A 23,297-nucleotide genomic window follows, 5' to 3' on the forward strand; every position below is an offset into this window, starting at 1 on the left:
CTTACTTCTCCCCCTTTCGATATCCGTGCGTAAACGTGCGGTCGTACAGCTTCGAACGGTAGCCGCGCTCATGAATATGGGGATCGAGCGCCCAACCGGCCAACATGATCGCGTGTTTCGTCACACCATGGCGCCGCATATCGTCAGCCATTGTGGCAACGGTGGAACGAATCACAACTTCATCCGGCCATGTCGCCTTATAGACGATCGCGACAGGCGTATCACCGCTCCAGCCCGCTTCAAGGAGCGCCGCGCTTACTTTTTTGGCAAGCGTCGCGCTTAAAAAAAGAACGAGCGTGCAATGATGCTGCGCCAGCTCCTGCAATTTCTCACGCGGCGGCATCGGCGTCCGCCCCTCGGCGCGGGTGAAAATGACCGTCTGCGTCAATTCCGGAACGGTGAGCTCCGCCTGCACGGCGGCCGCGGCGGCAAACGCCGAACTGACGCCGGGGACGATTTCCACTTCAATTCCTTCTTCTTTCAACAAGGCGATTTGCTCGAGCGTCGCCCCGTAAATCGATGGATCACCGGTATGGACGCGCACGACGAGCCGGCCTTGTCTCACCTTGTCGGCCATCATCGCCACCATTTGCTCCAAATGCATGCCGGCCGTATGAAACACCTCCGCTTCCGGCTTCCGGTAGCGCTCGATCAATTCCGCGCTCACTAGCGAGTCTGTGTAAAAAATGGCGTCGGCAGCAGCGAGAAGCTCGGCGCCGCGAACCGTGATCAAATCCGGCGCTCCCGGCCCCGCTCCTACGATATACAGCTTCACTTTCTCACCACCATCAATGTCAAATATTCGAGCTCCGCTCCGTCGAGCTCCTCGACCTTCCACACGACTTCCTCGCCGGACGTCACTTTCGTCACAACAGCGGCGCGATGAAGCAAATCGAGTTCCCGCAACAGACGAACCAGCAAATCGATCACTTTCGCCACTTTAAAAAAGACAACGCAATCGTGACGAAGAAGCACTGCTTTCATCGCCTCAACATCGTCGCGGGCGGGCACGATCGCCACAGTTTCATCACCATCCGCCAGCGGCAGACGAAGCCTAGCGGCAGCAGCGTTGGCCGAACTGACGCCGGGGACGACTTCAATCGGCGCTTCCGGATAGCGGCGCTCCATCACGTGCATCAAATGAATGAACGTGCTGTACAACAGCGGATCGCCTTCGGTCACAAACGCGACATCGCGCCCGGCCGACAGCTCCGCCCAAATGGCGTCCGCCGCCTCGTTCCACTTCGGCTCCAGCACGGCTCGGTCTTTTGTCATCGGAAAATGCAGGCCAAGCCGCCGTTTTTCCTCTGGCGCAAAATACGCATCAATAATTTGTTCCGCATAGCTTTTGCTTTGCCGCCCTTTTTTTGGATAGGCGATGACATCCGCTTCTTTTAGGCGGCGGTATGCTTTCACCGTCATGAGCTCCGGATCGCCCGGGCCAACACCGATGCCGTACAACGTGCCGGTCATTCGTCTCCCTCCCGCTTGGCTGTCATGATATACACCGGATTGAGCGCCTCAAAGCGCGTCAACTCTAAAATGGGCTTGCTTCGCGACACTTGCGCGAGCGTGATGTCAACATGAAAACCACGGCTGCGCAACTCCCGAGCCGCCTCAGCAAGCGTCTCAACCGTTGCCGCGTTGATGACGATGCGTCCATTTTTCTTCAGCCGTTTCGCACAGACGTCCAACAACGGCGACATCGCGCCTGACGTGCCGCCGATAAAGATGGCATCCGGGTCGGCAAACTCATCGAGCCGATCGGGCGCCCTGCCGTGCACAAGCGTGATGTCAACGCGGAATTTGCGCAAGTTTTGCCGGCAGATCTCAAGGTCGTATTCATTTTTTTCAATCGCAAACACCGCCCCGTCGCGGGCGATTTTCGCCGCTTCAATCGCCACCGAACCGGTGCACGTCCCAATGTCCCAGACGACGCTGTCCGGGCGCAAGCGCAAGGCGCTTACGCTTAAGACGCGAATTTCTTTCTTTGTAATCAGCCCTTTGTCCGGCTTGCGTTGGAAAAATTCATCATCGTCAATGCCGAGCGGCCAAACCGGACCGGGAGCGGTTTGCCGCAAAATGACTATATTTAATGGAAGAAACTCGGTTTCTGCCATTTCTTCTAGCTTGAAAAACCGGCATCGCTCGTTCGGCCCGCCGAGCTCCTCGCCGACAAACGCCTCATATTCCGTCATGCCGTACTCGAGCAAATAGCGGGCGATGGCGGCCGGCGAGTTCGTCTCATCGGTTAAGATGGCGACTTTGCGCCGCCCGTCGATCCGCTGAGCCAAGCCGGTGAGCGGCCGGCCATGGACGCTGACAAACGCCGCGTCTTGCCAAGACTCGCCCATTTTCGCAAACGCCCATTGCACCGAGCTGACGGCCGGATACACGTCGATCGGCAATTTGCCGGCCAAATAGCTGCCGATGCCGTAAAAGAGCGGATCGCCGGAAGCAAGCACGACCGTGTTGCGCGTCTCATGGCGGAGCCGCTCCACCAGCTCCGCCAGTCCGCGGCGGATGACGATCGTTTCTCCTTTGTATTCAGGAAACATCGCCAGCTGCCGTTCGCCGCCGACAAGCAGCTCGCTTTCATCAATCCAGCGTCGATACAGCTCAGGAAGACTTGCTTGCCCATCAGCACCGACACCGATCAACTTCATCGTCCCCATCGGTCTGCACCGCCTTTCCTAATCGTTGTCCGTTCATGGTGTAAATGGACGTCGCCACCGTCAGGCCGCCTCCCACTTCGTGAAGCGCCGCCTGGCAGCACGCTTCGCACAAAAGCTCGAAAAACTTCGTGCAACCAGCCTCTTGCATCATGTCGCCCACTTGCGCCGCCGTGTTCGCGCCGCGCACCGCAGCCACCAGTTCTGGACCAGCACCTGCCTGCTCGGCGATGGCAGCCAAAAAGCCAAAGTCGACCGGGGCGCTTTTCGAGTGCACCATCATCACTCCTTGAGCGACTTTCGAAAATTTCCCCATCATCCCGACCATCGACACTATCTTGATGCCAAGCCGTTTGCATTGTTTCAGCGTAAAGCCGACAAAATCGCCCATTTCGATAAACGCTTCTTCCGGCAAATGTGGATATTCTTGCATGGCGTATTTCTCGCTCCGTCCCCCGGTCGTGATGACAACATGGCGGCAGCCGTTCGCTTTCGCCACTTGAAGCGCCTGCACGATGCTCGCCCGGTAGGCGGCGGTGGAGAACGGAACGACGATGCCGCGCGTCCCCAAAATCGAAATGCCGCCAATGATGCCTAGTCTCGGGTTCAACGTTTTTTTGGCGATTTCCTCGCCGCCGGGCACAGAAATGACGACCTTCACCCCGCGATGTAGACCGTATTGCGTCAGCACTTCGTTGACTGCTTCGCGGATCATTTGCCGCGGCACTGGATTGATCGCCGCTTCCCCGACCGGCACCGGCAGCCCCGGTTTCGTGACGCGTCCGACCCCTTCACCGCCATCGATATGAACGCCCGGCGACGAGGTCCATGAGACAGTGGAAACGATGAGCGCGCCGTGCGTCGCATCTGGGTCATCGCCGCCATCCTTCACGACCGAGGCCGTCGCCGTTTCGCCATCGAACGAACAAGAGGCGAGCGAAAAGGTCACCACCCGCCCGATCGGAAGCCGGATCGTCGCCTCCGCCTGCACTTGGCCAGTGATGAGCGCCGTGAGCGCGGCTTTCGTGGCCGCTGTCGCGCACGATCCGGTCGTATACCCTTCACGCAGCGTTTTTTTCGTTTCCATCGTTCGTCACGCCCGCTCGGCAAGCAGCGATAACGCATTCAAGGCGGCGACAGTCACGGTGCTTCCTCCTTTGCGGCCGCGGTTGGTGATGAACGGCACATCGAGCTTCGCCAATTCTTCTTTCGATTCCGCCGCCGAGACGAATCCGACCGGCAAGCCGATCACCAATCCCGGCCGCGCCTCTCCTTCTTTGATGAGGCGAATGAGCTCCAACAGCGCAGTCGGAGCGTTGCCGATGGCAAAAATGCCGCCTTCCGCTTCTTTCACCGCTTTGCGCATCGCCACAATCGCCCTCGTCGTATTCAACCGTTTCGCTTCCGCGATCACGTCTTCATCAGAAATATAGACGCGCACTGCGCTGCCGAACTTCGCAAGCCGCGCTTGATTGACGCCGGCTTGCACCATTTGCACATCGGCGACGACGAGCTTGCCGCTGCGAATGGCGTCAATGCCTGAGCGGATCGCATCCGGGTGGAAAATGAGGCTTTTGCCCAGCTCAAAATCAGCCGATGCATGGATGACGCGCTGAACGATTCGGTATTGTTCTTCCGTAAATGAATGCTCGCCGATCTCTTCATCAATGATTTGAAAGCTGCGCGCTTCAATTTGTCCCGGCTGCACCGTCGCCGGACGAAATGTTGTATGGAAGTCCATGACAATTCTCCTTTCTTCATGATCGCTTGCATGAGCGGCCGCTAGAAGCCCATTCCTTCCATCCGTGCGCTTCGCTTCCCGCATGAAGGCAACAAGCTCAGACGCATGGGACGCCATTGGCGCGAAAAACGTTTTGCTGTTTTTTCAGAAAACACGTTTTACACGGTTGGAAGCGGCGCATGTTGCTTCAACGCATCGAGCACGCCGGCAAAATCGTGATGCACGATGCCGTATGACAACCGTGGGCGGCGGATGACGATGACCTCGATGCCGAGCTCCTCGGCGGCAGCGATTTTCTCATCGACAAACCCGACTTTGCCGCTTTCTTTCGTGACGACGACCGTGACGCCGAAATGGCGGTATAGCGCCCGATCGAGCTCTTTCGTAAACGGCCCTTGCATCATGACGATCTGCTCTTGGGAAAACCCAAGACGCTCGCATTTGTCCAAATTGTCTTTTCTCGGGAGCATCCGTGCAATCACCTTGACGTCCGGGCGACCGATGAGCCTCGCGGCGAAAATGTCAAGCGTTTTGCTGCCGGTCGTCAGCATCACGACGCCGCCTTTTTCCGCCGCCAGCTCGGCGGCTTCTTCATAGCTATCGACAAACGTCACCTTCTCGGATGAAAGCGAAGACGCCTGCCGCTCGTAGCGAATGTAGGGCAACCCGGCGTCTGCTGCCGCTTGCATGGCGTTTTTCGACGCCTCCTCCGCAAATGGATGGCTCGCATCGACAATCGCTTTGGCTCCCTCGGCTTTGGCCAGATCAGCAAGCTGGGACGCATCCAAGCGGCCGACATAGGCGCGAATGCCGGATGACCGAAGCTGTTCGGCCGCGTGATCGGTGACGACCGTCGCGGTTACGTTATAGCCGGCTTGTTGGATCATCACCGCCAATTCGCGGGCATCGCTCGTCCCTGCCAACATCAAAATCATCAGCGCTCCCCCTTTTTGTTTTTTAGTGATGATGGTGATGGTGATGATGATGGTGAGAAACGTGCAGCCGGTATTGACAGACATCGCAGTTCATCGCCACCGTTTGATCGAGCACTTCTTGCAGGCGGTCAAGCACGATCTCCTCAAGCTTCGGATGAAATCCAAAATAGCCGGCAAGCGCAAACGAGATATGCGAGTGCTCAGCTTGGTATTGCGCCACTTGCTGCTCAAGCCGCTTAATCAGGATGCCGGTGAATAAAAAATACGGAAGAACAATGATCCGCCTAGCTCCGAGCATGAGACAGCGGCGGACGGCGTCATCAAGCGACGGCGTCGTCACCCCCATAAACGCCGGCTCGATGAGCGCATAGCCCGTTTGTTCCCAAAACAAGCGGGCGATTTTATACAAGTCGCTGTTCGCGTCCGGGTCGCTCCCGCCGCGGCCGAGCAAAATGACCGCTGTGCCGTCGTCTGGCTCTTCCGGCCGCTCGCCGATTTCTTGCAGACGCTCGCGCAAAATCGCGAACGTCTGCTCATGAACGCCGATCGGCCGTCCATATCGAAACATGATGTGCGGATAGCGTTTTTTCGCCTCATCGATTTCCGCCGGGATGTGCAGCTTCGAATGCCCAGCCGGCAATAAAATGAGCGGAATGACCGCCACTTCCGCCGCTCCGGCCTCAACGCACCGCGCGATTCCTTCGCTGATCGATGGGCGGCCAAACTCTAGAAAACTCGTTTCAACATGGAAAGAAGCAGAAAGACGCGGCCGCAGGCGGTCGACAAACTGCTGTACTTGCTCATTTCCTTCCGGGTCGCGGCTTCCATGGCCGACAAACAAAATGGCTCTCATGTTCGTTCTCCTCTCTTATATCGCTCCATCCGAGGTTACTCACCGCATGCCGGCGTTTCGATCTTCGCCGCTGTCTTGGCCTCCTCATACGAAAAGCGGCCGATTTGTTTCACACGGGCAAAAAATTTATGAAATCGTTCGTTCGGATGAGCATGTTCTTTGTACTGTTCAATGATGTCCGCCACAATGGCCACCATCTCTTCCGGCGGGATGCCTTCCGCAACGAGCTGGCCAGGATGGGCGTTGCGGCCGACCGTTTTTCCGCCTAAAAACAAGTCAAATTTCCCTTTCCGGTACACAAGCCCGATGTCTTCGCGCACCGCGCCGTAGCATGCCATGCCGCAGCCGTTGATGCCAAGCTTCAACTCTTTCGGCAGCGCCATGCCGCCAAATCGCCGCGCCAATTCCTCGGCATATGGAATCGCGTCTTTTTTCTCTCCATCGCAAAAGTCGCATGCCTTCACCGTCAGCACATCACCGACCGGCATCACCATCAGTCCGACAGCAGCGAGCCGATCGACAAGCCCTTTTGGATTCTCTGTCACCCGCTCGATTTTGATATAATGATCCGGCGTGTACGTCATTTTCCCGTTCGGTCCGACCGCTTCGGCGAGCGCGATGAGCTGTTCCGGGGTGAACTGCTTGTTGGCCACCCCTGGGCTCACTGCCGCTTCGAACAGCACGGCGGACGCCTTCTTTGTCGTTCTTCTTTCCAATGCTGCAAGCGCGTCCTCCGCTGTTTCTCTCACCCGATGCAACAGAGTGGATGACGGCCGGTTTTCCATTTGGGCGAATGGCTCCTCCGGCAGCGGAAAAGCGGAAGCTGCCGGTGCCAATCCAGCTTCCTTCGCCGCCGCGTCCACAGCTGGCGGCAAAACCGCAACGGCGGCAAAACCACGGTCTTTCTCGTCGTCGAAAGCGGAGGCAGCTGTAGCAAACGGCTGAAGCGCTCCTCCGTTCCCTTCATCCGGCTCTCTCAGCGGCTTCGTCTGGTCGAGCGCCCATGGCTCCGCCTCTTTGCGCAGCCGCTCATGCGGCTTGAGCGGCTGGACGGCGGCGGTCAACTGGTATTTGCGCTGGTAGCCGCGCGGCGTGATCATGAGCCCATCGTGAACAAAAGTCGTCGAGTTGCCGATAATGACCGTCGTCAACATGCCGATTTCATGGTCCAGCATATGCGCCAAGTCGGTGAGGACGATATGCTGCCGTTCGCGGTACGCACTTTTCACGAGTCCAACGGGCGTTGTCGGCGCACGATGGCGGAGCAGGATGCGTTGCGCCTCCACAATCTGCCGAGTGCGCCGCCCGCTTTTCGGATTGTACAACGCAATGACAAAATCGGCCGCCGCCGCGGCGTCAATCCGCTTTTCAATCAGCTCCCACGGCGTCAAATGGTCGCTCAAGCTGATCGTACAGGCATCGTGCATAATCGGCGCTCCAAGCAAAGCGGCGCACGAATGGATCGCGGAAATGCCGGGGATGACCTCGACTTCAATCGAGCTGTCTTTCGTCCACCCTTTTTCAATCAACACTTCATACACGAGCCCGGCCATGCCGTACAACCCGGCGTCGCCGCTGGAGATGACGGCGACCGTTTTGCCGCGCTCCGCCCACTTCACCGCCGCTTGGGCGCGGCTCACCTCTTCCGTCATGCCGGTGCTGATGATTTCCTTTCCGACAATCAGATCGCGCACAAGTTCGATGTACGTTTTGTAGCCGATGATGACGTCGCTTTCTTCAATCGCTTCCCGAGCCCGTTTCGTCATATGGTCGACGCTTCCCGGGCCAAAGCCGACAATGAGCAATTTGCCGCTCATCATGATCCCTCCTTTTGCCGCCTAGCCCCCATTTTTCACACCACATTCGCCGCTCATGTCCCTTTCACGGCGCAACACATCGGGGGACGATCTTTTCCTCTGGCCGCCACGCTTGCCAAAGCCGCACAAACAGCGGAACATCCAAGCGAATGTCCAGCAGCCGCTGGCGGTCGGCGAATACGTCCTCGGGCGCCCCCTGCATCACGATCCGCCCTTCGTGCATGACCGCGACGACATCCGCCCACTGCCAGACGAAATCCATGTCATGGGTGGCGATCAACACGGTCGTCCCCGCTCGGTGAATGGCATCAATTTGTTTGAGAAACTGCTTTGTCTGATGCTGATCCAAATAGGCGGTCGGTTCGTCCAATACGAGCAAGTCCGGTTTGGCCGCCATCGCACAGCAGAGCGTCAGCCATTTTTTCTGTCCCAGACTGAATTGATGGGTCGGACGGTCCAGCCAAGATTGAAGATGGTATTCCGCCGTAATCGCGGCAAGCGCCTCCCCCATTTTTTCTCGATCGATTCCGGCATGGACTAAGCTGATCGCCAATTCATCACGCACTAGCGGGGCGAGGATTTGGTGCTCCGGGTTTTGGAAGACGATGCCGACTTCACGCCGCCATTGCGCCCAATCGGCGCCGCGTTCGTACATGTTGCGCCCTTTCCAATACACCGCTCCTTCCTGCGCCCGCAGCAGCCCGTTCAAATGAAGAAACAACGTCGTTTTGCCGCAGCCGTTTGGCCCGATCAAGGCGCATTTTTTTCGCTCTGGAATTTCCCAATCAATCCCATTCAGCACATACCGTTCTGCTTGATAAGCGTATTTCACTCGTTCCATCCGCAGCAGCAACGTTTTCACCCTTTCCACCATGTCCACCCAAGCAGCAAAGCCATGATGATGCCGGCCGCAACATCGACAAGAGGCACATGCGCTTTTTCCCGCTGATGCGTATGCCCGGCCGACGCGACGCCTCCACGCGCCGCAAGCGAACGGCTGAACGCTTCATACGACTGCCACGTTTTCACCCACAGTTGGTACATCAGCATCCCGCCATGCCGCCAATGCGTTCCTCCGCTGCGGGCCCGCAATGCCAGCATCAGCTCTGCGGCCGCCTGCTCGAGCAAAAAGATAAAGCGATACATAAGAAAACAAAGTTCCACGAGCGCCGCCGGCAGCCGCATTCGCCTCAGCACCGCAATCAAGTCCGGCGCCGGCGTCGTAATGAGAAGGAAAAACAAGCACGACCAGGCGGCAAGGGAGCGAACGGCGAGCTTTGCAGCCGGCTGCAGCTGGCTGTCGATGAAAGTTATTTGAAAAGGAACCGACACGGACACAACGAGCGTCAGCAGGCTGAGCCCTAAAAAAACGGAGGCGGCGAGCATCGCTTTTCCATACACGGAAAACGGCACTCGTGCGCGAGCGACAATCCAATACGCCATTCCGATGAGCACAAGCCATTGTTCGCGCCAGCCGCCCATCATGACAACGGCAAGCATAACAAACGCCACGATCAGCTTCCACTCCGCCCGCCATGCCCGCAGCCGGTTGTCATACGCCCAACGGTCAAACTCGCGAATCATGGTTGTTTTTCCGCTCCGAACGCCCTTTGTACAACCCGACGACGTAGCCGATCACGCCGGCGCCAAGCGCGGCTTGCAGCGAGAACAGAAGCGTTTCGACTTCGCCGCCTGGAGGGGTGAAGATCGACTCAAACCACGGCCGGTAATGCGGGTTGAGCGTTTGAATGGCTTTTTCCGCCTGATCGTCCGTTCCACCGAATTCCGATCCGCGCGCCCACCAAAGCGGAATGATGACAAGCAAAGCAGCCAGCAACACGAGCAAGCCATTTTTCTTCATCGCATTACGCCCCCTTTTCCTTTTGGAACAGCGGAGAAGCTTGATAGGAGGAAAGCCAGTTCCAGACGATTACCGTTATGATGCCTTCCGTCACCGCCAACGGCACTTGAGTAATGGCAAAAATGCCGGCGAATTTCAAAAACGAGGCGGTGACTCCCCCATCAGGAGACGGAAACGCCAAGGCAAGCTGCAGGGACGTCATGACATATGTAGCCAAATCAGACAAACAAGCGGCAAGAAACAAAGCCGCTCGATTGGATACCGCCCCTTTTCGGCACAGTTGATACACTCCGTACGCGACGAACGGGCCGACGATCGCCATCGACATCGCATTGGCCCCAAGCGTCGTCACTCCTCCGTGGGCAAGAAGCAGCGCTTGAAAGAGAAGAACGACTGTGCCGATCACCACCATCACCCATGGTCCAAACAAAACCGAGCCGAAGCCGATCCCGGTCGGATGCGAGCTGCTGCCGGTGACGGATGGAATTTTCAGCGCCGACAATACAAACGTAAACGCACCAGCTAACGCCATCAGAAGCTTATGTTCGGGGTGCTGCTTCAGCGTATGCACAAGCCGCCGCAATCCGAACACAAAGAACGGCAAAAACAGCAGCCACCAAAACAGCGCCCATTTGACAGGCAAAAATCCTTCCATAATGTGCATGGCATACGCTTCATTTTCATTCGTCAACCAAAAATAAGCAGTGAATAAAGCCGCCATTCCGCTCCATCGAACCGCTCTCTTCATTTATCCCTTCACTCCTTTCACGCTATGTTCGGTTTTTCGTTTTCCGCTTGGCGCCTCCCGCAGGCCGGCCGGCGTCAACACCAATTCGCCTTCGTATTCATACGTCGCCCATTCCAAAAGAGGCAGCCCCTCATCCAAATGGGCGCGCACAACCTCCTTTGCCCGCTCCGGCGTCATCTGTCGATACCAAACGCCTTGTGGATAGACGATCATCACGCACGCGTCTTGGCATCGTCCGTTGCAGCGCGTCCTTGTTGTATGGACAGCATCGTCAAGCCCGAGGCGGGCGATCTCCTCGCGCACCGCGGTTGTCACGTCATCTCCGCCATGGCGGAGGCACGTCCCTCCGTTGCAAATGAGCACATGATGCTTCATTCCCCGCAAATCCCACGTCGCCACCAAATCCCCCCTTTTGCTAGAATGGTAGAATGAAATGCGGCAGACGGACGGTTTTTCGACAAAAGAAAAAGCACCTCTACAGCAGAGGTGCAGAAAAATGTATACGAAAGCCGTAAACGGCCCAAACAGGGCCCCTAAAGCCGTCATTCTCCCGCACGTCTGCCTATAGTCCCGTAGGCATCCGTCCGATCCAAACAAGGCAGGTCTCCTGACTTAGGATCATCGCTTGGCGGCGTCTTCCCGAAGCATCCTTCAGTGACTTGTTGCCGCAAAGCTCTCCATCACAGTGGCGGGCACCGTGCCGGATTTTCACCGGGCTTCCCTTTTCACCCAAGCCCTTAAGCAGGCTTAGGCACCTTGTTTGTCTTACCGCCATATATGCGCTGTCATGGAACAAGCATCCGTTTTCATCGTAGTACAACCAATGCGTTGCCGTCAACCGTTTTTTGCCGACAAATCTTTGTTGGCGACGACAACGCCGTCCGCATCAGCGTACACGTACGCCCCTGGCTCCCAGCGGACGCCGCCAAACTCGAGCGCAACGTCGCGGGCGCCTTTTCCTTCTTTTTGGCATTTCGAGCGGGCGTTCCATTTCAACCAGAACGATACATCTCCAACTTGTCCAGGTCTAAGACAAATCCAGCGCCCAGCAATATATCCAATCCTAACAAACCGTTAATCCCCTCATAGTCCATCCCGCTAAAATCAATTTCATACTCTCTTAGCTGGAAAGAATCTAGCTGAATACAGTCTAATTTTTTTGTAAACGCGTACTCTTTCCCACCGATTCCGTAATAAGCCACAATACGATCGCCCGGCTCTACCCGCAAATGAATATCTTCTACTGCATTTTGAGAAATCACTGTTTTCGCCGCACCAGTATCAATCACCATATTATGAATCAACTTAGACCTTCCTTGATAAACGATTTCGATCGATGCAAACAGCAAGCCTTCACGATATTCAATCTGCATAATGAAATTTCCCTCTCAGGCCAATCGCTCCCCGAACTTTTAAAACAATCTCCTTGTGGCTAGTATGATAAACAAGCTGATTCCCTTTCGATTGCAGCAACTCACGAGTTGCATCCTTGTCCGAAACCGTTCCGATAACAGCCACCTCTTCAATGATTTCTTGATCTCCCTCTAAATGGGACTTTAATACTTGTAATTTCACAAATTGATTTGGATACAATGAACGCACTTCCTGCCATTCCATCTCCATCGCCTCAACCTGTTCGTTGTATTGAACGAGACTCGACCGCAGCCGTCAACCATTTTTCGCCAACAAATCTTTGTTGGCGACGACAACGCCGTCCGCATCAGCGTACACGTACGCCCCTGGCTCCCAGCGGACGCCGCCAAACTCGAGCGCAACGTCGCGTGAGCCTTTTCCCTCTTTTTTGCTTTTCACCGGGCATGTGCCGATCGCCATCACGCCAATCGGCATGGCGCCAATTTCCGCTGAATCGCGGATGCAGCCGTGGATGATGACGCCAGCAAGCCCCCTCTCGCAAGCGATTTGCGCCAGCCGGTCGCCTAATAGCGCGACGCGGCGCGAGCCTTTTCCATCGACCACGAGCACCGTCCCCGGCGGCACCGTCTCCAGCGCTTCTCGGACAAGGACGTTGTCTTCAAACACATCGACCGTCGCAATCGGCCCGGAAAACGCCCGCTTTCCGCCGTACGATTGGAACGGCAACTCGCATACTTGCAACTCGTCTAAAAATTGATCGCATAAATCGGCTGTTTTCATTGTCGCTCTCCCCTTTCATGTTTTGCATTCGCCGTCATTCGCCAAAATCCTTCTGCCTCAGCAGTTTTTTGTCGACGATCTTTCATTCGAACGACTGACACGAACGCGGCGATGTGAACCAAACCATTGTGTGGCCGTCAATCGCTTCGATGTATTCCACCGATCGCATTGAAACCATAAAAAACGGCCCCGCGCCGATATATAGCGGAGACCGTTTTCACCGGCTCAAAGCCCCTCCGGTTTGACCAGACGTTCAGCTGGGCTAGCTGGATTCGAACCAGCGCATCACGGAGTCAAAGTCCGTTGCCTTACCGCTTGGCTATAGCCCAACGTTTTGTTGTCGTTTACAGTATGCGGCATGATAACGCACTTTATGCATCAAACTGAATATCCCTTTGCTTGATGTGCGAAACTATCGGTACAAGCATCCTTTCCCCACTATATCACCTCGTTTTTCCCTCGCACTTGTTTTCCCGATATGATAACTGGAAGGGGAGAGATGTATATGCGCCGGATCACGGTTTTTCGCTTCTATCTTTGCACATTGTTTTTGTTATCGTTGCCGATCGTCTTAGCGGCCGCGGCTGCCTGGCAGCCATCCAGCCAGCCGAAAACCGCCGTCATCGCCCACCGCGGCGCGTCCGGATACGCGCCGGAGCATACGCTCTCATCCTACCGCCTCGCCGCCCGCATGAATGCCGATTATATCGAAGTCGATGTGCGGTCAACGAAAGACGGGAAGCTCGTTGCCCTGCATGATGCGACGCTCGCCCGGACGACAAATGCCGAAACGGTCTATCCGCGCCGTGCTCCGTGGCGGGTAAATGATTTTTCGTTCGCTGAACTGAGGCGGCTGGATGCCGGGTCGTGGTTTCATCCACGCTTTGCCGGCGAGCGCATCCCGACGCTTGATGAGGTGATTCAGATGCTGAAAGCGGAGCGTGTGGAAGCCCCGTTGTACATCGAAACGAAACAGCCCGGCATCGAAGAGGCGGTCGTCCATCTATTGAAAAAACACGGTTTCCTGCAACAGCGCCGCGTCATGTTTCAATCGTTCCACCCGGAAAGCTTGCAAGCGCTCCGGCCGCTCATCCCGCACGGCATTCGGCTCATTCAATTGGTCGGCGAGAAGGAAGCGCACAGCGGCCGCGACGAGCTGCTGCAACAAATCGCCGTCTATGCCGATGGCATCGGCTTGCCGCTCTCAGCCGTCACCGAAGAGTGGGTGCGCGCCGCCCATGGCCGCGGGCTCATGGTTCACGTCTATACCGTCAATGAACCACACGATCTCGCTCGCCTATGCGCCATGGGCGTGGACGGTGTGTTCACCGATTATCCAGACCGCCCTGGCCGCATTGCCGCCTGCCGTCGTTTGCCCCGTCATTGACCCGCCTTCAGGGAGCCAGGGGGAACTCATTCTTTACATAATGTTATTACGGTTAATAAAAACGAAAATCGTTCCCATTTGACCCGATTCGGTGTATCATTTGAGAAAAAGGAGGCCAGATCATGTGGACGATCATCGATTACGAAAACGGCCCATTTACCGTGACGACGGACCGCCGCCGCGTCCAGCTTGAGCGCGTGTTTGACTTCCTTGCCCGCTCGTATTGGGCGAATGAGCGCAGCCGCGAAACGATCCTCAAATCGCTTGACCATTCGCTCTGCTTTTCCCTTTTTCACGGCGACAGGCAAATTGGCATGGCGCGCGTCATCACCGACCGGGCGACGTTCGCCTATCTGTGCGACGTGTTCATCGATGAAGCATACCGTGGGCAAGGTCTCGGGAAATGGCTGTTATCATGCGTGCTCGCCCATCCTGATGTCGCCGCTGTCCGCAAGGTGATGCTCGCGACCAAAGACGCGCACGGGCTGTACAGGCAGTTCGGCTTTGCCGCGCCGAGCGAGCCGGAGCGGTTGATGGAGCGGATTCAAGAGCCGCGAACGGAGTAAAGGGCAAAAAAAGGCGGGCCGCCATCGGTCCGCCTTTTCGCCAAACCTCCCGTCCCCCAACGCCTGTTGCCTTCGTCACCGCTTCGGAAACTGAAACGACAATTTCTTCTCGTTTTCATCCCAAACGAGTATGGCGTCAAACGTTTTCCCGCCTTTTTTAAACCCTTTTATGACATTTGTTTTCCCTTGCGCCAGCAGCTTTTTCACATTCGCCGCCGAAATCGATTTGCCGAGAATGCGTTTGGAGATCGTAAACGAGCATTTTGTTTTCGCGTACTGGTCGCAACCGTACAACGTTCCTTTGTCGATGACGGTCCCGCCGCAAAGCGGGCACGGCCCAAGCTTCTCGCCCATCGTTTTTTTCTTCCTTGTCCGCTGGATTGAGGCGGTGTCAACCCCTCTGAAATTCCAATTCGGCGCGGCGGCGATGGCGTCAGCGACCACTTTTTGCGCCAACTTTTTCACCTGTTCCATAAAGGCGGCGGGCGAGGCGCTCCCTTCGCCGATTTCGCTTAAGCGCTGCTCCCATTTCGCCGTCATTTCCGGCGAGGCGAGGATCGTGCCGCCAAGCGCCTCGATCAACACTTTCGCCTTGTCGGTCGCGTACACGAGGTTCTTTTTCACTTCAATATACTTCCGCTCTTTCAGCATGGTAATGATCGCCGCCCTTGTTGCTTCCGTGCCAAGCCCTTCCGTTTTGGCGAGCACTTTTTCCAGTTCCTCATCGTCCAAAAATTTTCCCGCCGTTTTCATCAAGGTGATGAGTTCGCCTTCTGTATACCGTTTCGGCGGCTCGGTCTTCCCTTCTTTCACCTTTACAGCGGCCGCTTTCCCCGCCTCCCCTCGCTCAAGGGGAGGCAGCGCAGCATCTTTCTCCTCCTCATGCGGGCGGATGACCGCGCGCCATCCTTCCTCGACGACCTGCCTTCCTTTCGAAACGAAGCGAGCCCGACCGTCAACGAGCGTCGTGACGGTCGTATAATCGATGACCGCCGCCTGGTGGTGGGCGGCAATTAGGCGGCGGACGACCAAATCGTACACCTTCCGTTCGTCGGCTGACAGCTTCTCGGGATCCACCACTTGCTCGGTCGGGATAATGGCGTAATGGTCCGTCACCTTTTTCTCGTTTACATAACGTTTATTCTGTAAAATCGACGGCTGCGGCAGCGGAAAATACGAAGCGTACGCCGGAAACGAGGACAGCTTTTGCAAAATGGCGGGAAACGTTTCCGCTTCCCCTTTCGTCACATGCATCGAATCGGAACGAGGATACGAAACGATCCCTTTTTGGTAGAGCGACTGCAGCACATCAAGCGTCTTTTTCGGCGAGAAGCGGTACAACTTGTTCGCTGTCGCCTGCAGCGTCGATAAGTTGAACAACAGGGGCGGCTGATACGTTTTCCGCTCCGTGCGGACGTCGGCGACTTCCGCTCGTTTTCCTTGGCAAAAGGCAGCGATCTTTTTCGCCATCTCCTCGTCCTTGAGGCGCGTTTGGCCGTTTTTATCCGTCCATTTTCCTTCATAACGCTTGTCGCCAATGACAAACGAGGCGACGACTTCCCAAAACGGTTCAGGGCGGAACTGCTCAATTTCCCGCTCACGCCGGACGATCAGCGCCAATGTCGGCGTCTGCACGCGTCCGACGGAAAACACATCATTCATCCCGCGCTCTTTCAGCAAGAGGCTGTACACGCGCGAGGCGTTCATGCCGACGAGCCAATCAGCGCAGGCGCGGGCGTACGCTTCCTCATAGAGCGGGCGCGTCGTCCGTTCATCAAGCAGGCGGCGGAACCCTTCCTCGATCGCCTTCGGGGTCAAGGACGACAGCCAAAGCCGCTTCATCGGCTTGTTCACGCCGCTTAGGCGGATGAGGTTGCGCACAATGAGCTCCCCTTCGCGCCCCGCGTCGCCGGCATGGATGATTTCCGTCACTTCCGGCTTTCGCAACAGTTCCTTGACCACTTGAAACTGTTTCGCCTTCGCTTTTTCGATCTCATACTCGAACCGTTCCGGGATGATCGGCAACGTGTTGAGCGTCCACCGTTTCCACTCGGGGCGGTACCGCTCAGGAGCTGCGAGCTGGAACAAATGCCCGATCGCCCATGTCATATACGCCCCGTTGGGAAACAAGTCATTCGGCAAAATTTCGATATAGCCTTGCCGTTTTTTTGTCCGAAAAATCGAGGCGAGCGTCGCCCCTTGGTCCGGCTTTTCCGCGATAATGACTTTCATCGTCCTTTCCCCTTACGGCACATCATGCCCCATGGAGCTTTGCAAAATGGCGAACCATTGCTCGCGGGAAAGCGACAAAGACAGCGCCCGCACCGCCCGCTCGATGCGTTCTTGTTTCCCCGAGCCGACAATCGGCATCATCCGCGCTGGATGAACGAGGAGCCACGCGTACAGCACTTCGTCGATCGTCTCAGCGCCCACTTCGCCTCGCACTTGTTCAAGCGTCCCGCGCAGCCGCACCGCCCGGTCATCGTCAGCGGAAAAAATCGCTCCACCGGCGAGCGGCGACCATACCATTGGCGGAACGCGCTTCTCAAGGCAAAGGTCAACTGTGCCGTCTTCAAGATTTTCCAACCGATACGCCGATACTTCGATTTGGTTGGTCACGAGCGGAAACGGCAAATACGACTGAAGCATTTCCCACTGCGAACGTTTAAAGTTCGAGACGCCGAAATAGCGCACTTTTCCGTCCTGTTTCAGCTGGCAAAACGCCTCGGCCACCTCTTCTGGATTCATGAACGGATCCGGACGATGAATGAGCAAGACATCGATATAATCCGTGCGGAAATTGGCGAGCGACTGCTCGACCGAGGCGATGATATGGGTTTTGCTTGTATCATATAATTTCATCCCGTATTTTGACGGCAGCTTGATGCCGCATTTCGTCACAATCTCGATCTGACCGCGCAAGCTTGGCTTTAACGCCAGCGCTTCGCCAAAGCGCGATTCACACGTGTAGTCGCCGTAAATATCAGCATGGTCAAACGTCGTAATGCCGCGCTCAAGACAAAATTCAATGAGCCCGAGCAGCTGCTCGCGCGAATAGCCCCAGTCCGCAAGCCGCCAACAGCCGTGAATGAGGCGGGAAAAAGTCAAATCGTCCGCTAAACGGATTCGTTCCATTGATCGTCTCCCTTTCTTTTTTTGGTTTTGGCTAAAATCGTTCCGCTTGCGCATACTACCAACAAGAGGAAAAAACGGAAAGGACGTGATGATATGAAGCGCTGGCTTCTTGGGCTCGCCGCCGTGCTTCTTTTGGCCTCCCCATGGCCGACATCAGCCGCCGAAACTGCATACGAATGGAATGTGGCCGACATTTACCCATCCGAACACGAATGGATGCGCGACTACAAGGCGGTGAAAAACGCCTTGCCGAAACTGGCGGCGTTTGAAGGGAAGCTTGACGATGCGAAGACGATCGCCAAACTGTTCGCCCTAAACGAACAAACGGCCCGCAAGCTCGAAAAACTGTCGCTTTACGCCCATTTAAAACGCGATATCAACATTGAAGATGAAACGGCGGCCCGGCTCGGGGCAAAAGTGGAAGCGCTCGCCGCCCAATATGCGGCGAAAACAGCGTTTATCGAGCCGGAACTGCTCGCCCTCCCAGAGCGGACGCTCAGGAAGCTCCAAAAAAGCAAACCGCTGAAAGCGTACCGCTATTACTTCCATGAGTTGCGTGAGCAAAAGCCGCATACGCTCACGAAACGCGAAGAACAGCTGCTCGCGAAACTATCGCCGGCGCTCGGCGAAGCAGAGAACATTTATGACCACGCCGCCCGCGGCGATTACGAGCCGCCATCTGTCACGATGCCGAACGGAAAGACAGTGACATTGACCGACGACCAATACGCCGCCATGCTCGAGCACCCAGACCGCCGCTATCGAAAGGCGGCGTTTGAAGCGAAAGCCAAAAGTTATGAAGCCATGGAACAAACCGCAGCCGCGACGCTGTACGCCTCGGTCAAAGCGGATGAATTGTATGCGAACGTGCGCCGCTATCCATCCGGCCTGGCCGCCGCGCTGGCCGCCGACGATGTCCCGAAGGAAGTGTTCGACAACTTAATCGCCGCCATCCGCCGCCATTTGCCGGCGCTGCACCGCTATATCGAATTGCGGCGGCGCGCGCTCGGGCTTGACCGCGTTCACAGCTATGATTTGTACGTGCCGCTTGTCGGCGAAACGGCGAAATCGATCCCAGTTGAAACAGCGAAAACGTTCATTGTCGAAGGGCTCAAGCCGCTCGGCGCCGACTATATCAAACAGGTGCACCGAGCGTTTCAAGAGCGATGGCTTGATGTCTTCCCGCGCCCGAAAAAATATACCGGCGGCTACAACACGGGAGCGTATGACACCCATCCGTTCATCTTGCTCAATTACAACGGTTCGCTTGATGGCGTATTGACGATGGCCCACGAGCTTGGGCACGCCATGCATTCCGTCTACACGAACCGCGCGCAGCCGTACCATTATGCCGGCCATTCGATTTTCACCGCCGAAGTCGCCTCGACCGCAAACGAATGGCTCATGCTCGATTATTTATACAAACAGGCGAAAACAAAAGAAGAAAAACTCCGCCTGCTCGTCGAACAAATCGAGCAAATCCGCGGCACGTTGTACACGCAAGTGATGTATTCCGAATTTGAACGGATGATTCATGACAAAGTGCGCCAAGGCGGCAGTCTGACAGCGGACGAACTGAACCAGCTTTGGCTTGGCTTGCTCAAAACGTATTACGGCCCGGCGTACGCCGCCGATCCCGGCGCCGCGCGCGGCTGGCTGCGCATTCCGCATTTTTATGACGCCTTTTATGTATACAAATATGCCACTTCGCTCGCGGCGTCGTACACCATTGTGAGCGACATCCAAACCGATACAAGCGGCAAGGCGGTGAAGCGGTACAAACAATTTTTGCGCTCCGGCGCATCCGATGATCCGATCCGTCTGCTCAAGCGAGCCGGAGTGGATATGACAAGCCCCGAACCGATCGAGCGGGTCTTAGGTCATTTCGCCGAACTCGTTGACGAACTCGATCGACAGCTGCCAAGCCAAAACCGTCAGCGGTCTACATGAAAGAGGTGTCCCGCGCCGTTCGGGACACCTTTGTTATTGCGGCGGAAAAAAGAATATCGCTTTGCGTTGCAACGCGCGGGACCGGTTAAGGCGGTCGATCGCGCACAAAGCGACACCATGCGCTTGCCCCGCAGCCAAGACGGTTATTCACTTAAAGATGCGCCGGCAATTTTTTCTTTCACCTTGCGGATGTTTTCCATCTTATTGTCCCAACACGCTTGGCTCAAATCGACGGGATATTGCTCGGGATTGAGCGTCCGTTTGTACTCCTCCCAAAACAAGCGCAAGCTTTCTTTTGCGTACGCTTGAATGTCCGGAAGCGGCGGCGACGTATACACCAGCCGGCCGTTGTCGAAGATCGTCACATGCAAGTCACGCGCTTCGAAATTGGTGACGAATTTGCTGATGAACGTGTACACCGGATGGAACATTTTCAGCCGCTCTTCTTGCTGCGGGTTTTCGCTCTCTAAGGCGATGTAGTCGCCTTCCGCTTTATGGTTGATTTTGTTGACGATGCGGTACACCCGCTTCAGCCCCGGCGTCGTCACTTTCTCTGGATTGCCGCTGATTTTGATTGTATCGACCATCTCACCGCGTTCGTTTTCAATCGCCACCATTTTGTACACGGCGCCGAGCGCTGGCTGATCGTACGCCGTAATGAGCTTTGTGCCGATCCCCCACACATCGATTTTCGCCCCTTGCGACTTCAAGTTTAAAATCGTATCTTCATCCAAATCGTTCGAGGCGAAAATTTTCGCGTTCGGAAATCCGGCTTCATCGAGCATTTTCCGCGCTTCTTTCGACAAATAGGCCAAATCGCCGCTGTCGATGCGGATGCCGATAAAGTTGATTTGGTCGCCCAGCTCCTTCGCGACGCGAATGGCGTTTGGCACCCCCGACTTCAACGTATCGTACGTATCGACAAGAAAGACACAGTCTTTATGGCGGCGTGCATACTTCAAAAAGGCCGTGTATTCATCCTGATACGCTTGAATCATTGAATGGGCGTGCGTTCCGGCGACCGGAATGCCAAACAGCTTCCCGGCACGCACGTTTGATGTCGCCTCAATCCCGCCGATATACGCTGCGCGCGCGCCCCAAAGCGCCGCATCCATCTCCTGCGCCCGCCGGCTGCCGAACTCCAAGGCCGGCTCATCCCCGAGAATATGCTTAATGCGCGACGCTTTCGTGGCGATGAGCGTCTGGAAATTGATAATGTTTAAAATAGCCGTTTCGATGAGCTGCGCCTCGGCGAGCGGCGCCTCGATGCGCATAATCGGTTCGTTGGCGAACACGATTTCCCCTTCGCGCATCGAACGGACCGTGCCGGTGAAGCGAAGCGTCCGCAAATAGTCTAAAAAGTCGTCGCGGTAACCAAGTTCTTGGCGCAAATAGTCGATGTCGCTGTCAGAAAATCGGAACTGTTGCAAAAACTGAATGACACGCTCCAACCCAGCGAACACCGCATAGCCGTTGCCAAACGGCAGCTTGCGGAAAAACACTTCAAACACAGCGCGGCGCTCATGCATACGATCTTCCCAATACGTCTCGACCATGTTGATTTGATATAAGTCCGTATGAAGCATCAAACTGTCATCGGCATATTTTTTCATGAATGTGCAACCTCCAACATACGAATGACTGCGCCGCCGAATAAAACAATGTTCATCGTCTATTCTATCATGTTTTCTCCATTATTCCACTATTTCTGCGCCTAGCGTATGGCGAAAATGGCGGAGCGCCCATTCGTGTCCCGCCGCGTCGAAGCTCGCGACCGCCCGCCGGTGGACGACGATGCGAAAGCCTTTATTGTATGCATCGACCGCCGTATGGAGGACGCAAATATCGGTGCAGCAGCCGACCAAATGCACTTCCGTGATGCCTCTCTCGCGCAATTTCAGCTCCAAATCGGTCCCGGCGAACGCGCTGTAGCGCGTTTTGTCCATCCAATACACATTGTTTTTATGCTTGTTCCCCTGATACACCGCCTCGAGCTCCCCGTACAGCTTTCGCCCCTCCGTCCCTTCAATGTTATGCGGCGGAAACAACTTCGTTTCCGGATGATAGTCGTCTCCTGCCACATGCTTGTCAATGGCAAAGACGACAAAATCACCGTTGTCAATAAACTGTTTCGTCACCCGCACGAGCTCTTTTTCAATCGCCTGCCCCGGTTTCCCGCATGTAAGCGCGCCATGATCGGCGATGAAATCGACGGTGTAGTCGATGTTAATAAGCGCTTTGTTCATTCCCGTTCACTCCTTTTCCTCTTCCTGCATGGTCGGGTTGCTGTTTTTTCATCCCGCCTACATCTTGTTGGGCTTTTCTACCATTATACCATAGCAATATGGACAGCAGACAAGACAACAAATCCCCTGCCTGCTTTGAAGCAGACAGGGGATTGTCGAAGTCGTTTTAGCTGTTTTCCGCCGCTTTGGCCGCTTTCATTTGAGCACGCAAAATGAGCGACTGGATGATCGAGAAGCAGCCGCCGACGACCCAATAGAGCGACAGCGCCGATGGAACGGAGCTGGCGCCGATAAAAATCATGACCGGCATGATGTACGACATCATCGCCATTTGCGGCATTTGTTCTTCAGCCATCGACGGCGACAGGCGGAGCGAGATGAACGTCGTCAACGCCGCTAAAACGGGCAAAATGAAATACGGATCGCGATGGCCGAGCTCGACCCATAAGAACGAATGCGTTTTAATTTCTTGCGTCCGCGAAATCGCGTAATACAGCGCCATAAAAATCGGCATTTGAATGAGCACCGGCAGGCAGCCGCTCGCCGGGTTGACGCCGTGCTTTTGATACAGCTGCATCATTTCTTGCTGGAGCTTGCGCTGCGTTTCCGGGTCTTTGCTTTTATATTTTTCTTGCAGCTTCATAAGCTCCGGGCGCAGTTTTTGCATGGCGATCGATGCGCGGAACTGCTTCAAAATGAGCGGCAGCAAGCAAAAGCGGACGATGAGCGTCAGCACGATAATGGCGATGCCGTAATTGTCGCCAAACCAGTGCCCAAGCGTCAAAAGAAGCTTCGACATTGGATAGACAAAATAATGGTTCCAAATGCCTTGGCTATGTTCGTCGATCGGTTCGTTGCGGTTGCAGCCGGCAAGAAGCAAAACGGCGCCAAGCAGCACCAATACCCATTTTTTCATGAAAAGCCCTCCTTCAATATCATGTTGCAAAATCATGCCGTTTCAACATAAAGGAAAGGGCCTTCCATCCTCATCCGTTCGGCTTGTCCGTTCCCGAACGGGAATTTTCCGCCGTTGCGGCAAAAACAGCGGGCGCCATGGAAGCGCCGCCCGTTCGGCGCCTCCCTCTGCTTCATGCTCGCGAACCGCGGCCAACGCCGGTTCATAAAACAGCGAACCTGCCATCCGGCGCGCGCTCGTATGTCCTTTCATGATGATCCATAGCGCGCCGACAAGCGACATATACACAAGCAAATCAATAGGCGCTTCCATGCGT

25 protein-coding genes, 1 tRNA gene, 1 pseudogene and 1 riboswitch are annotated in these 23,297 nt (G+C 55.7%); of the genes and pseudogenes, 3 read left to right on the forward strand and 24 right to left on the reverse strand.

Going from position 1 to position 23,297, the window contains the following annotated elements:
- Position 1: 1 nt before the first annotated feature.
- The 18 genes and pseudogenes from cobM to DI44_RS07670 form a co-directional block, all read right to left on the reverse strand.
- On the reverse strand, positions 2 to 775 hold the full coding sequence (gene cobM / locus DI44_RS07755) for a precorrin-4 C(11)-methyltransferase (RefSeq protein ID WP_033025425.1): 774 nt from the start codon (positions 773 to 775) through the stop codon (positions 2 to 4).
- Entirely contained in the window at positions 772 to 1,473 is a 702-nt protein-coding gene (gene cobI, locus DI44_RS07750; RefSeq protein WP_033025426.1) for a precorrin-2 C(20)-methyltransferase, read from the reverse strand. Before cobI ends, cobM begins: the two co-directional genes overlap by 4 nt.
- Entirely contained in the window at positions 1,470 to 2,675 is a 1,206-nt protein-coding gene (locus tag DI44_RS07745) for a bifunctional cobalt-precorrin-7 (C(5))-methyltransferase/cobalt-precorrin-6B (C(15))-methyltransferase (protein WP_033025428.1), read from the reverse strand. The genes cobI and DI44_RS07745 overlap by 4 nt, the downstream gene beginning before the upstream one ends.
- Positions 2,641 to 3,759, reverse strand: a complete 1,119-nt coding sequence (locus DI44_RS07740) for a cobalt-precorrin-5B (C(1))-methyltransferase (protein ID WP_033025430.1) — start codon at positions 3,757 to 3,759, stop codon at positions 2,641 to 2,643. The genes DI44_RS07745 and DI44_RS07740 overlap by 35 nt, the downstream gene beginning before the upstream one ends.
- Positions 3,760 to 3,765: 6 nt before the next feature.
- Positions 3,766 to 4,413 carry a precorrin-8X methylmutase gene (locus tag DI44_RS07735; protein ID WP_033025431.1) on the reverse strand — a complete coding sequence of 216 codons (648 nt, stop codon included), beginning with the start codon at positions 4,411 to 4,413 and terminating at the stop codon, positions 3,766 to 3,768.
- A gap of 158 nt (positions 4,414 to 4,571) precedes the next feature.
- Positions 4,572 to 5,348 (reverse strand): precorrin-6A reductase, encoded by a 777-nt coding sequence (cobK, locus tag DI44_RS07730; RefSeq protein ID WP_033025432.1) that lies wholly within the window; start codon positions 5,346 to 5,348, stop codon positions 4,572 to 4,574.
- Positions 5,349 to 5,370: 22 nt separating this feature from the next.
- Positions 5,371 to 6,201, reverse strand: coding sequence for a sirohydrochlorin chelatase (locus tag DI44_RS07725; protein ID WP_033025433.1), 831 nt, complete (start codon positions 6,199 to 6,201; stop codon positions 5,371 to 5,373).
- 35 nt (positions 6,202 to 6,236) lie between these two features.
- Positions 6,237 to 8,018: a precorrin-3B C(17)-methyltransferase gene (gene cobJ / locus DI44_RS07720; protein WP_033025434.1), complete on the reverse strand. Its 1,782-nt coding sequence runs from the start codon at positions 8,016 to 8,018 to the stop codon at positions 6,237 to 6,239.
- Between the two features lie 64 nt (positions 8,019 to 8,082).
- Positions 8,083 to 8,892, reverse strand: a complete 810-nt coding sequence (locus tag DI44_RS07715; protein ID WP_198527195.1) for an ABC transporter ATP-binding protein — start codon at positions 8,890 to 8,892, stop codon at positions 8,083 to 8,085.
- Positions 8,877 to 9,602: a CbiQ family ECF transporter T component gene (locus tag DI44_RS07710; protein ID WP_033025438.1), complete on the reverse strand. Its 726-nt coding sequence runs from the start codon at positions 9,600 to 9,602 to the stop codon at positions 8,877 to 8,879. Before DI44_RS07710 ends, DI44_RS07715 begins: the two co-directional genes overlap by 16 nt.
- A complete protein-coding gene (locus DI44_RS07705; protein WP_033025440.1) occupies positions 9,586 to 9,879 on the reverse strand; it encodes an energy-coupling factor ABC transporter substrate-binding protein in 294 nt (97 codons plus the stop codon). The genes DI44_RS07710 and DI44_RS07705 overlap by 17 nt, the downstream gene beginning before the upstream one ends.
- 4 nt (positions 9,880 to 9,883) lie before the next feature.
- Complete coding sequence (locus DI44_RS07700; protein ID WP_241766382.1) at positions 9,884 to 10,600, reverse strand: energy-coupling factor ABC transporter permease; 717 nt, start codon at positions 10,598 to 10,600, stop codon at positions 9,884 to 9,886.
- Positions 10,601 to 10,627: 27 nt separating this feature from the next.
- Entirely contained in the window at positions 10,628 to 11,026 is a 399-nt protein-coding gene (locus DI44_RS07695) for a (2Fe-2S) ferredoxin domain-containing protein (protein ID WP_033025443.1), read from the reverse strand.
- Positions 11,027 to 11,206: 180 nt separating this feature from the next.
- A riboswitch (cobalamin riboswitch) is annotated at positions 11,207 to 11,401 on the reverse strand.
- Between the two features lie 60 nt (positions 11,402 to 11,461).
- Positions 11,462 to 11,680: pseudogene (locus tag DI44_RS07690) on the reverse strand (hypothetical protein); the annotation flags it as partial.
- Positions 11,620 to 12,000, reverse strand: a complete 381-nt coding sequence (locus tag DI44_RS07685; protein WP_008880146.1) for a retropepsin-like aspartic protease — start codon at positions 11,998 to 12,000, stop codon at positions 11,620 to 11,622. The gene DI44_RS07685 and the pseudogene DI44_RS07690, both read right to left, overlap by 61 nt.
- Positions 11,990 to 12,244, reverse strand: coding sequence for a hypothetical protein (locus DI44_RS07680; RefSeq protein ID WP_008880145.1), 255 nt, complete (start codon positions 12,242 to 12,244; stop codon positions 11,990 to 11,992). Before DI44_RS07680 ends, DI44_RS07685 begins: the two co-directional genes overlap by 11 nt.
- Positions 12,245 to 12,295: 51 nt before the next feature.
- On the reverse strand, positions 12,296 to 12,781 hold the full coding sequence (gene rraA, locus DI44_RS07675; protein ID WP_008880144.1) for a ribonuclease E activity regulator RraA: 486 nt from the start codon (positions 12,779 to 12,781) through the stop codon (positions 12,296 to 12,298).
- 257 nt (positions 12,782 to 13,038) lie between these two features.
- Positions 13,039 to 13,110: transfer RNA gene (locus DI44_RS07670), tRNA-Gln, on the reverse strand.
- Positions 13,111 to 13,286: 176 nt separating this feature from the next.
- Between DI44_RS07670 and DI44_RS07665 the strand changes: the two genes are divergently transcribed.
- Both DI44_RS07665 and DI44_RS07660 read left to right on the forward strand, forming a co-directional pair.
- Entirely contained in the window at positions 13,287 to 14,168 is an 882-nt protein-coding gene (locus tag DI44_RS07665; protein ID WP_033025445.1) for a glycerophosphodiester phosphodiesterase family protein, read from the forward strand.
- A 122-nt stretch (positions 14,169 to 14,290) separates the two neighbouring features.
- On the forward strand, positions 14,291 to 14,734 hold the full coding sequence (locus DI44_RS07660; RefSeq protein WP_014195907.1) for a GNAT family N-acetyltransferase: 444 nt from the start codon (positions 14,291 to 14,293) through the stop codon (positions 14,732 to 14,734).
- Positions 14,735 to 14,809: 75 nt separating this feature from the next.
- Here the strand turns inward: DI44_RS07660 and DI44_RS07655 are convergent, their stop codons facing one another.
- Both DI44_RS07655 and DI44_RS07650 read right to left on the reverse strand, forming a co-directional pair.
- A complete protein-coding gene (locus DI44_RS07655) occupies positions 14,810 to 16,966 on the reverse strand; it encodes a DNA topoisomerase III (protein ID WP_033025446.1) in 2,157 nt (718 codons plus the stop codon).
- A gap of 12 nt (positions 16,967 to 16,978) precedes the next feature.
- On the reverse strand, positions 16,979 to 17,869 hold the full coding sequence (locus tag DI44_RS07650; protein ID WP_021322603.1) for an aldo/keto reductase family oxidoreductase: 891 nt from the start codon (positions 17,867 to 17,869) through the stop codon (positions 16,979 to 16,981).
- A 93-nt stretch (positions 17,870 to 17,962) separates the two neighbouring features.
- Here DI44_RS07650 and pepF point away from each other — a divergent pair, with 93 nt between their 5' ends.
- The gene (pepF, locus tag DI44_RS07645; protein WP_033025447.1) at positions 17,963 to 19,819 is read left to right on the forward strand and encodes an oligoendopeptidase F; all 1,857 of its coding nucleotides are present in this window, start codon (positions 17,963 to 17,965) and stop codon (positions 19,817 to 19,819) included.
- 143 nt (positions 19,820 to 19,962) lie between these two features.
- Here the strand turns inward: pepF and DI44_RS07640 are convergent, their stop codons facing one another.
- The 4 genes from DI44_RS07640 to DI44_RS07625 form a co-directional block, all read right to left on the reverse strand.
- The gene (locus DI44_RS07640; protein ID WP_033025449.1) at positions 19,963 to 21,432 is read right to left on the reverse strand and encodes a nicotinate phosphoribosyltransferase; all 1,470 of its coding nucleotides are present in this window, start codon (positions 21,430 to 21,432) and stop codon (positions 19,963 to 19,965) included.
- Between the two features lie 81 nt (positions 21,433 to 21,513).
- Complete coding sequence (locus tag DI44_RS07635) at positions 21,514 to 22,065, reverse strand: isochorismatase family cysteine hydrolase (protein ID WP_015374912.1); 552 nt, start codon at positions 22,063 to 22,065, stop codon at positions 21,514 to 21,516.
- A gap of 166 nt (positions 22,066 to 22,231) precedes the next feature.
- On the reverse strand, positions 22,232 to 22,981 hold the full coding sequence (gene yidC, locus DI44_RS07630; RefSeq protein WP_015374913.1) for a membrane protein insertase YidC: 750 nt from the start codon (positions 22,979 to 22,981) through the stop codon (positions 22,232 to 22,234).
- Positions 22,982 to 23,023: 42 nt separating this feature from the next.
- Positions 23,024 to 23,293, reverse strand: a complete 270-nt coding sequence (locus tag DI44_RS07625) for a hypothetical protein (protein ID WP_015374914.1) — start codon at positions 23,291 to 23,293, stop codon at positions 23,024 to 23,026.
- Positions 23,294 to 23,297: the final 4 nt, after the last annotated feature.

The organism is Geobacillus sp. CAMR5420 (genome assembly GCF_000691465.1).
Classification (GTDB): domain Bacteria; phylum Bacillota; class Bacilli; order Bacillales; family Anoxybacillaceae; genus Geobacillus; species Geobacillus thermoleovorans.

What these genes read in the sequence shown, in the direction of transcription:
- cobI (WP_033025426.1), bottom strand. Translation starts at nt 1,473, where the DNA reads ATGACCGGCACGTTGTACGGCATCGGTGTTGGCCCGGGCGATCCGGAG.
- DI44_RS07745 (WP_033025428.1), bottom strand. Translation starts at nt 2,675, where the DNA reads ATGGGGACGATGAAGTTGATCGGTGTCGGTGCTGATGGGCAAGCAAGT.
- DI44_RS07740 (WP_033025430.1), bottom strand. Translation starts at nt 3,759, where the DNA reads ATGGAAACGAAAAAAACGCTGCGTGAAGGGTATACGACCGGATCGTGC.
- DI44_RS07735 (WP_033025431.1), bottom strand. Translation starts at nt 4,413, where the DNA reads ATGGACTTCCATACAACATTTCGTCCGGCGACGGTGCAGCCGGGACAA.
- cobK (WP_033025432.1), bottom strand. Translation starts at nt 5,348, where the DNA reads ATGATTTTGATGTTGGCAGGGACGAGCGATGCCCGCGAATTGGCGGTG.
- DI44_RS07725 (WP_033025433.1), bottom strand. Translation starts at nt 6,201, where the DNA reads ATGAGAGCCATTTTGTTTGTCGGCCATGGAAGCCGCGACCCGGAAGGA.
- cobJ (WP_033025434.1), bottom strand. Translation starts at nt 8,018, where the DNA reads ATGAGCGGCAAATTGCTCATTGTCGGCTTTGGCCCGGGAAGCGTCGAC.
- DI44_RS07715 (WP_198527195.1), bottom strand. Translation starts at nt 8,892, where the DNA reads ATGGTGGAAAGGGTGAAAACGTTGCTGCTGCGGATGGAACGAGTGAAA.
- DI44_RS07710 (WP_033025438.1), bottom strand. Translation starts at nt 9,602, where the DNA reads ATGATTCGCGAGTTTGACCGTTGGGCGTATGACAACCGGCTGCGGGCA.
- DI44_RS07705 (WP_033025440.1), bottom strand. Translation starts at nt 9,879, where the DNA reads ATGAAGAAAAATGGCTTGCTCGTGTTGCTGGCTGCTTTGCTTGTCATC.
- DI44_RS07700 (WP_241766382.1), bottom strand. Translation starts at nt 10,600, where the DNA reads ATGGCGGCTTTATTCACTGCTTATTTTTGGTTGACGAATGAAAATGAA.
- DI44_RS07685 (WP_008880146.1), bottom strand. Translation starts at nt 12,000, where the DNA reads ATGCAGATTGAATATCGTGAAGGCTTGCTGTTTGCATCGATCGAAATC.
- DI44_RS07680 (WP_008880145.1), bottom strand. Translation starts at nt 12,244, where the DNA reads ATGGAATGGCAGGAAGTGCGTTCATTGTATCCAAATCAATTTGTGAAA.
- rraA (WP_008880144.1), bottom strand. Translation starts at nt 12,781, where the DNA reads ATGAAAACAGCCGATTTATGCGATCAATTTTTAGACGAGTTGCAAGTA.
- DI44_RS07665 (WP_033025445.1), top strand. Translation starts at nt 13,287, where the DNA reads ATGCGCCGGATCACGGTTTTTCGCTTCTATCTTTGCACATTGTTTTTG.
- DI44_RS07660 (WP_014195907.1), top strand. Translation starts at nt 14,291, where the DNA reads ATGTGGACGATCATCGATTACGAAAACGGCCCATTTACCGTGACGACG.
- DI44_RS07655 (WP_033025446.1), bottom strand. Translation starts at nt 16,966, where the DNA reads ATGAAAGTCATTATCGCGGAAAAGCCGGACCAAGGGGCGACGCTCGCC.
- DI44_RS07650 (WP_021322603.1), bottom strand. Translation starts at nt 17,869, where the DNA reads ATGGAACGAATCCGTTTAGCGGACGATTTGACTTTTTCCCGCCTCATT.
- pepF (WP_033025447.1), top strand. Translation starts at nt 17,963, where the DNA reads ATGAAGCGCTGGCTTCTTGGGCTCGCCGCCGTGCTTCTTTTGGCCTCC.
- DI44_RS07640 (WP_033025449.1), bottom strand. Translation starts at nt 21,432, where the DNA reads ATGAAAAAATATGCCGATGACAGTTTGATGCTTCATACGGACTTATAT.
- DI44_RS07635 (WP_015374912.1), bottom strand. Translation starts at nt 22,065, where the DNA reads ATGAACAAAGCGCTTATTAACATCGACTACACCGTCGATTTCATCGCC.
- yidC (WP_015374913.1), bottom strand. Translation starts at nt 22,981, where the DNA reads ATGAAAAAATGGGTATTGGTGCTGCTTGGCGCCGTTTTGCTTCTTGCC.
- DI44_RS07625 (WP_015374914.1), bottom strand. Translation starts at nt 23,293, where the DNA reads ATGGAAGCGCCTATTGATTTGCTTGTGTATATGTCGCTTGTCGGCGCG.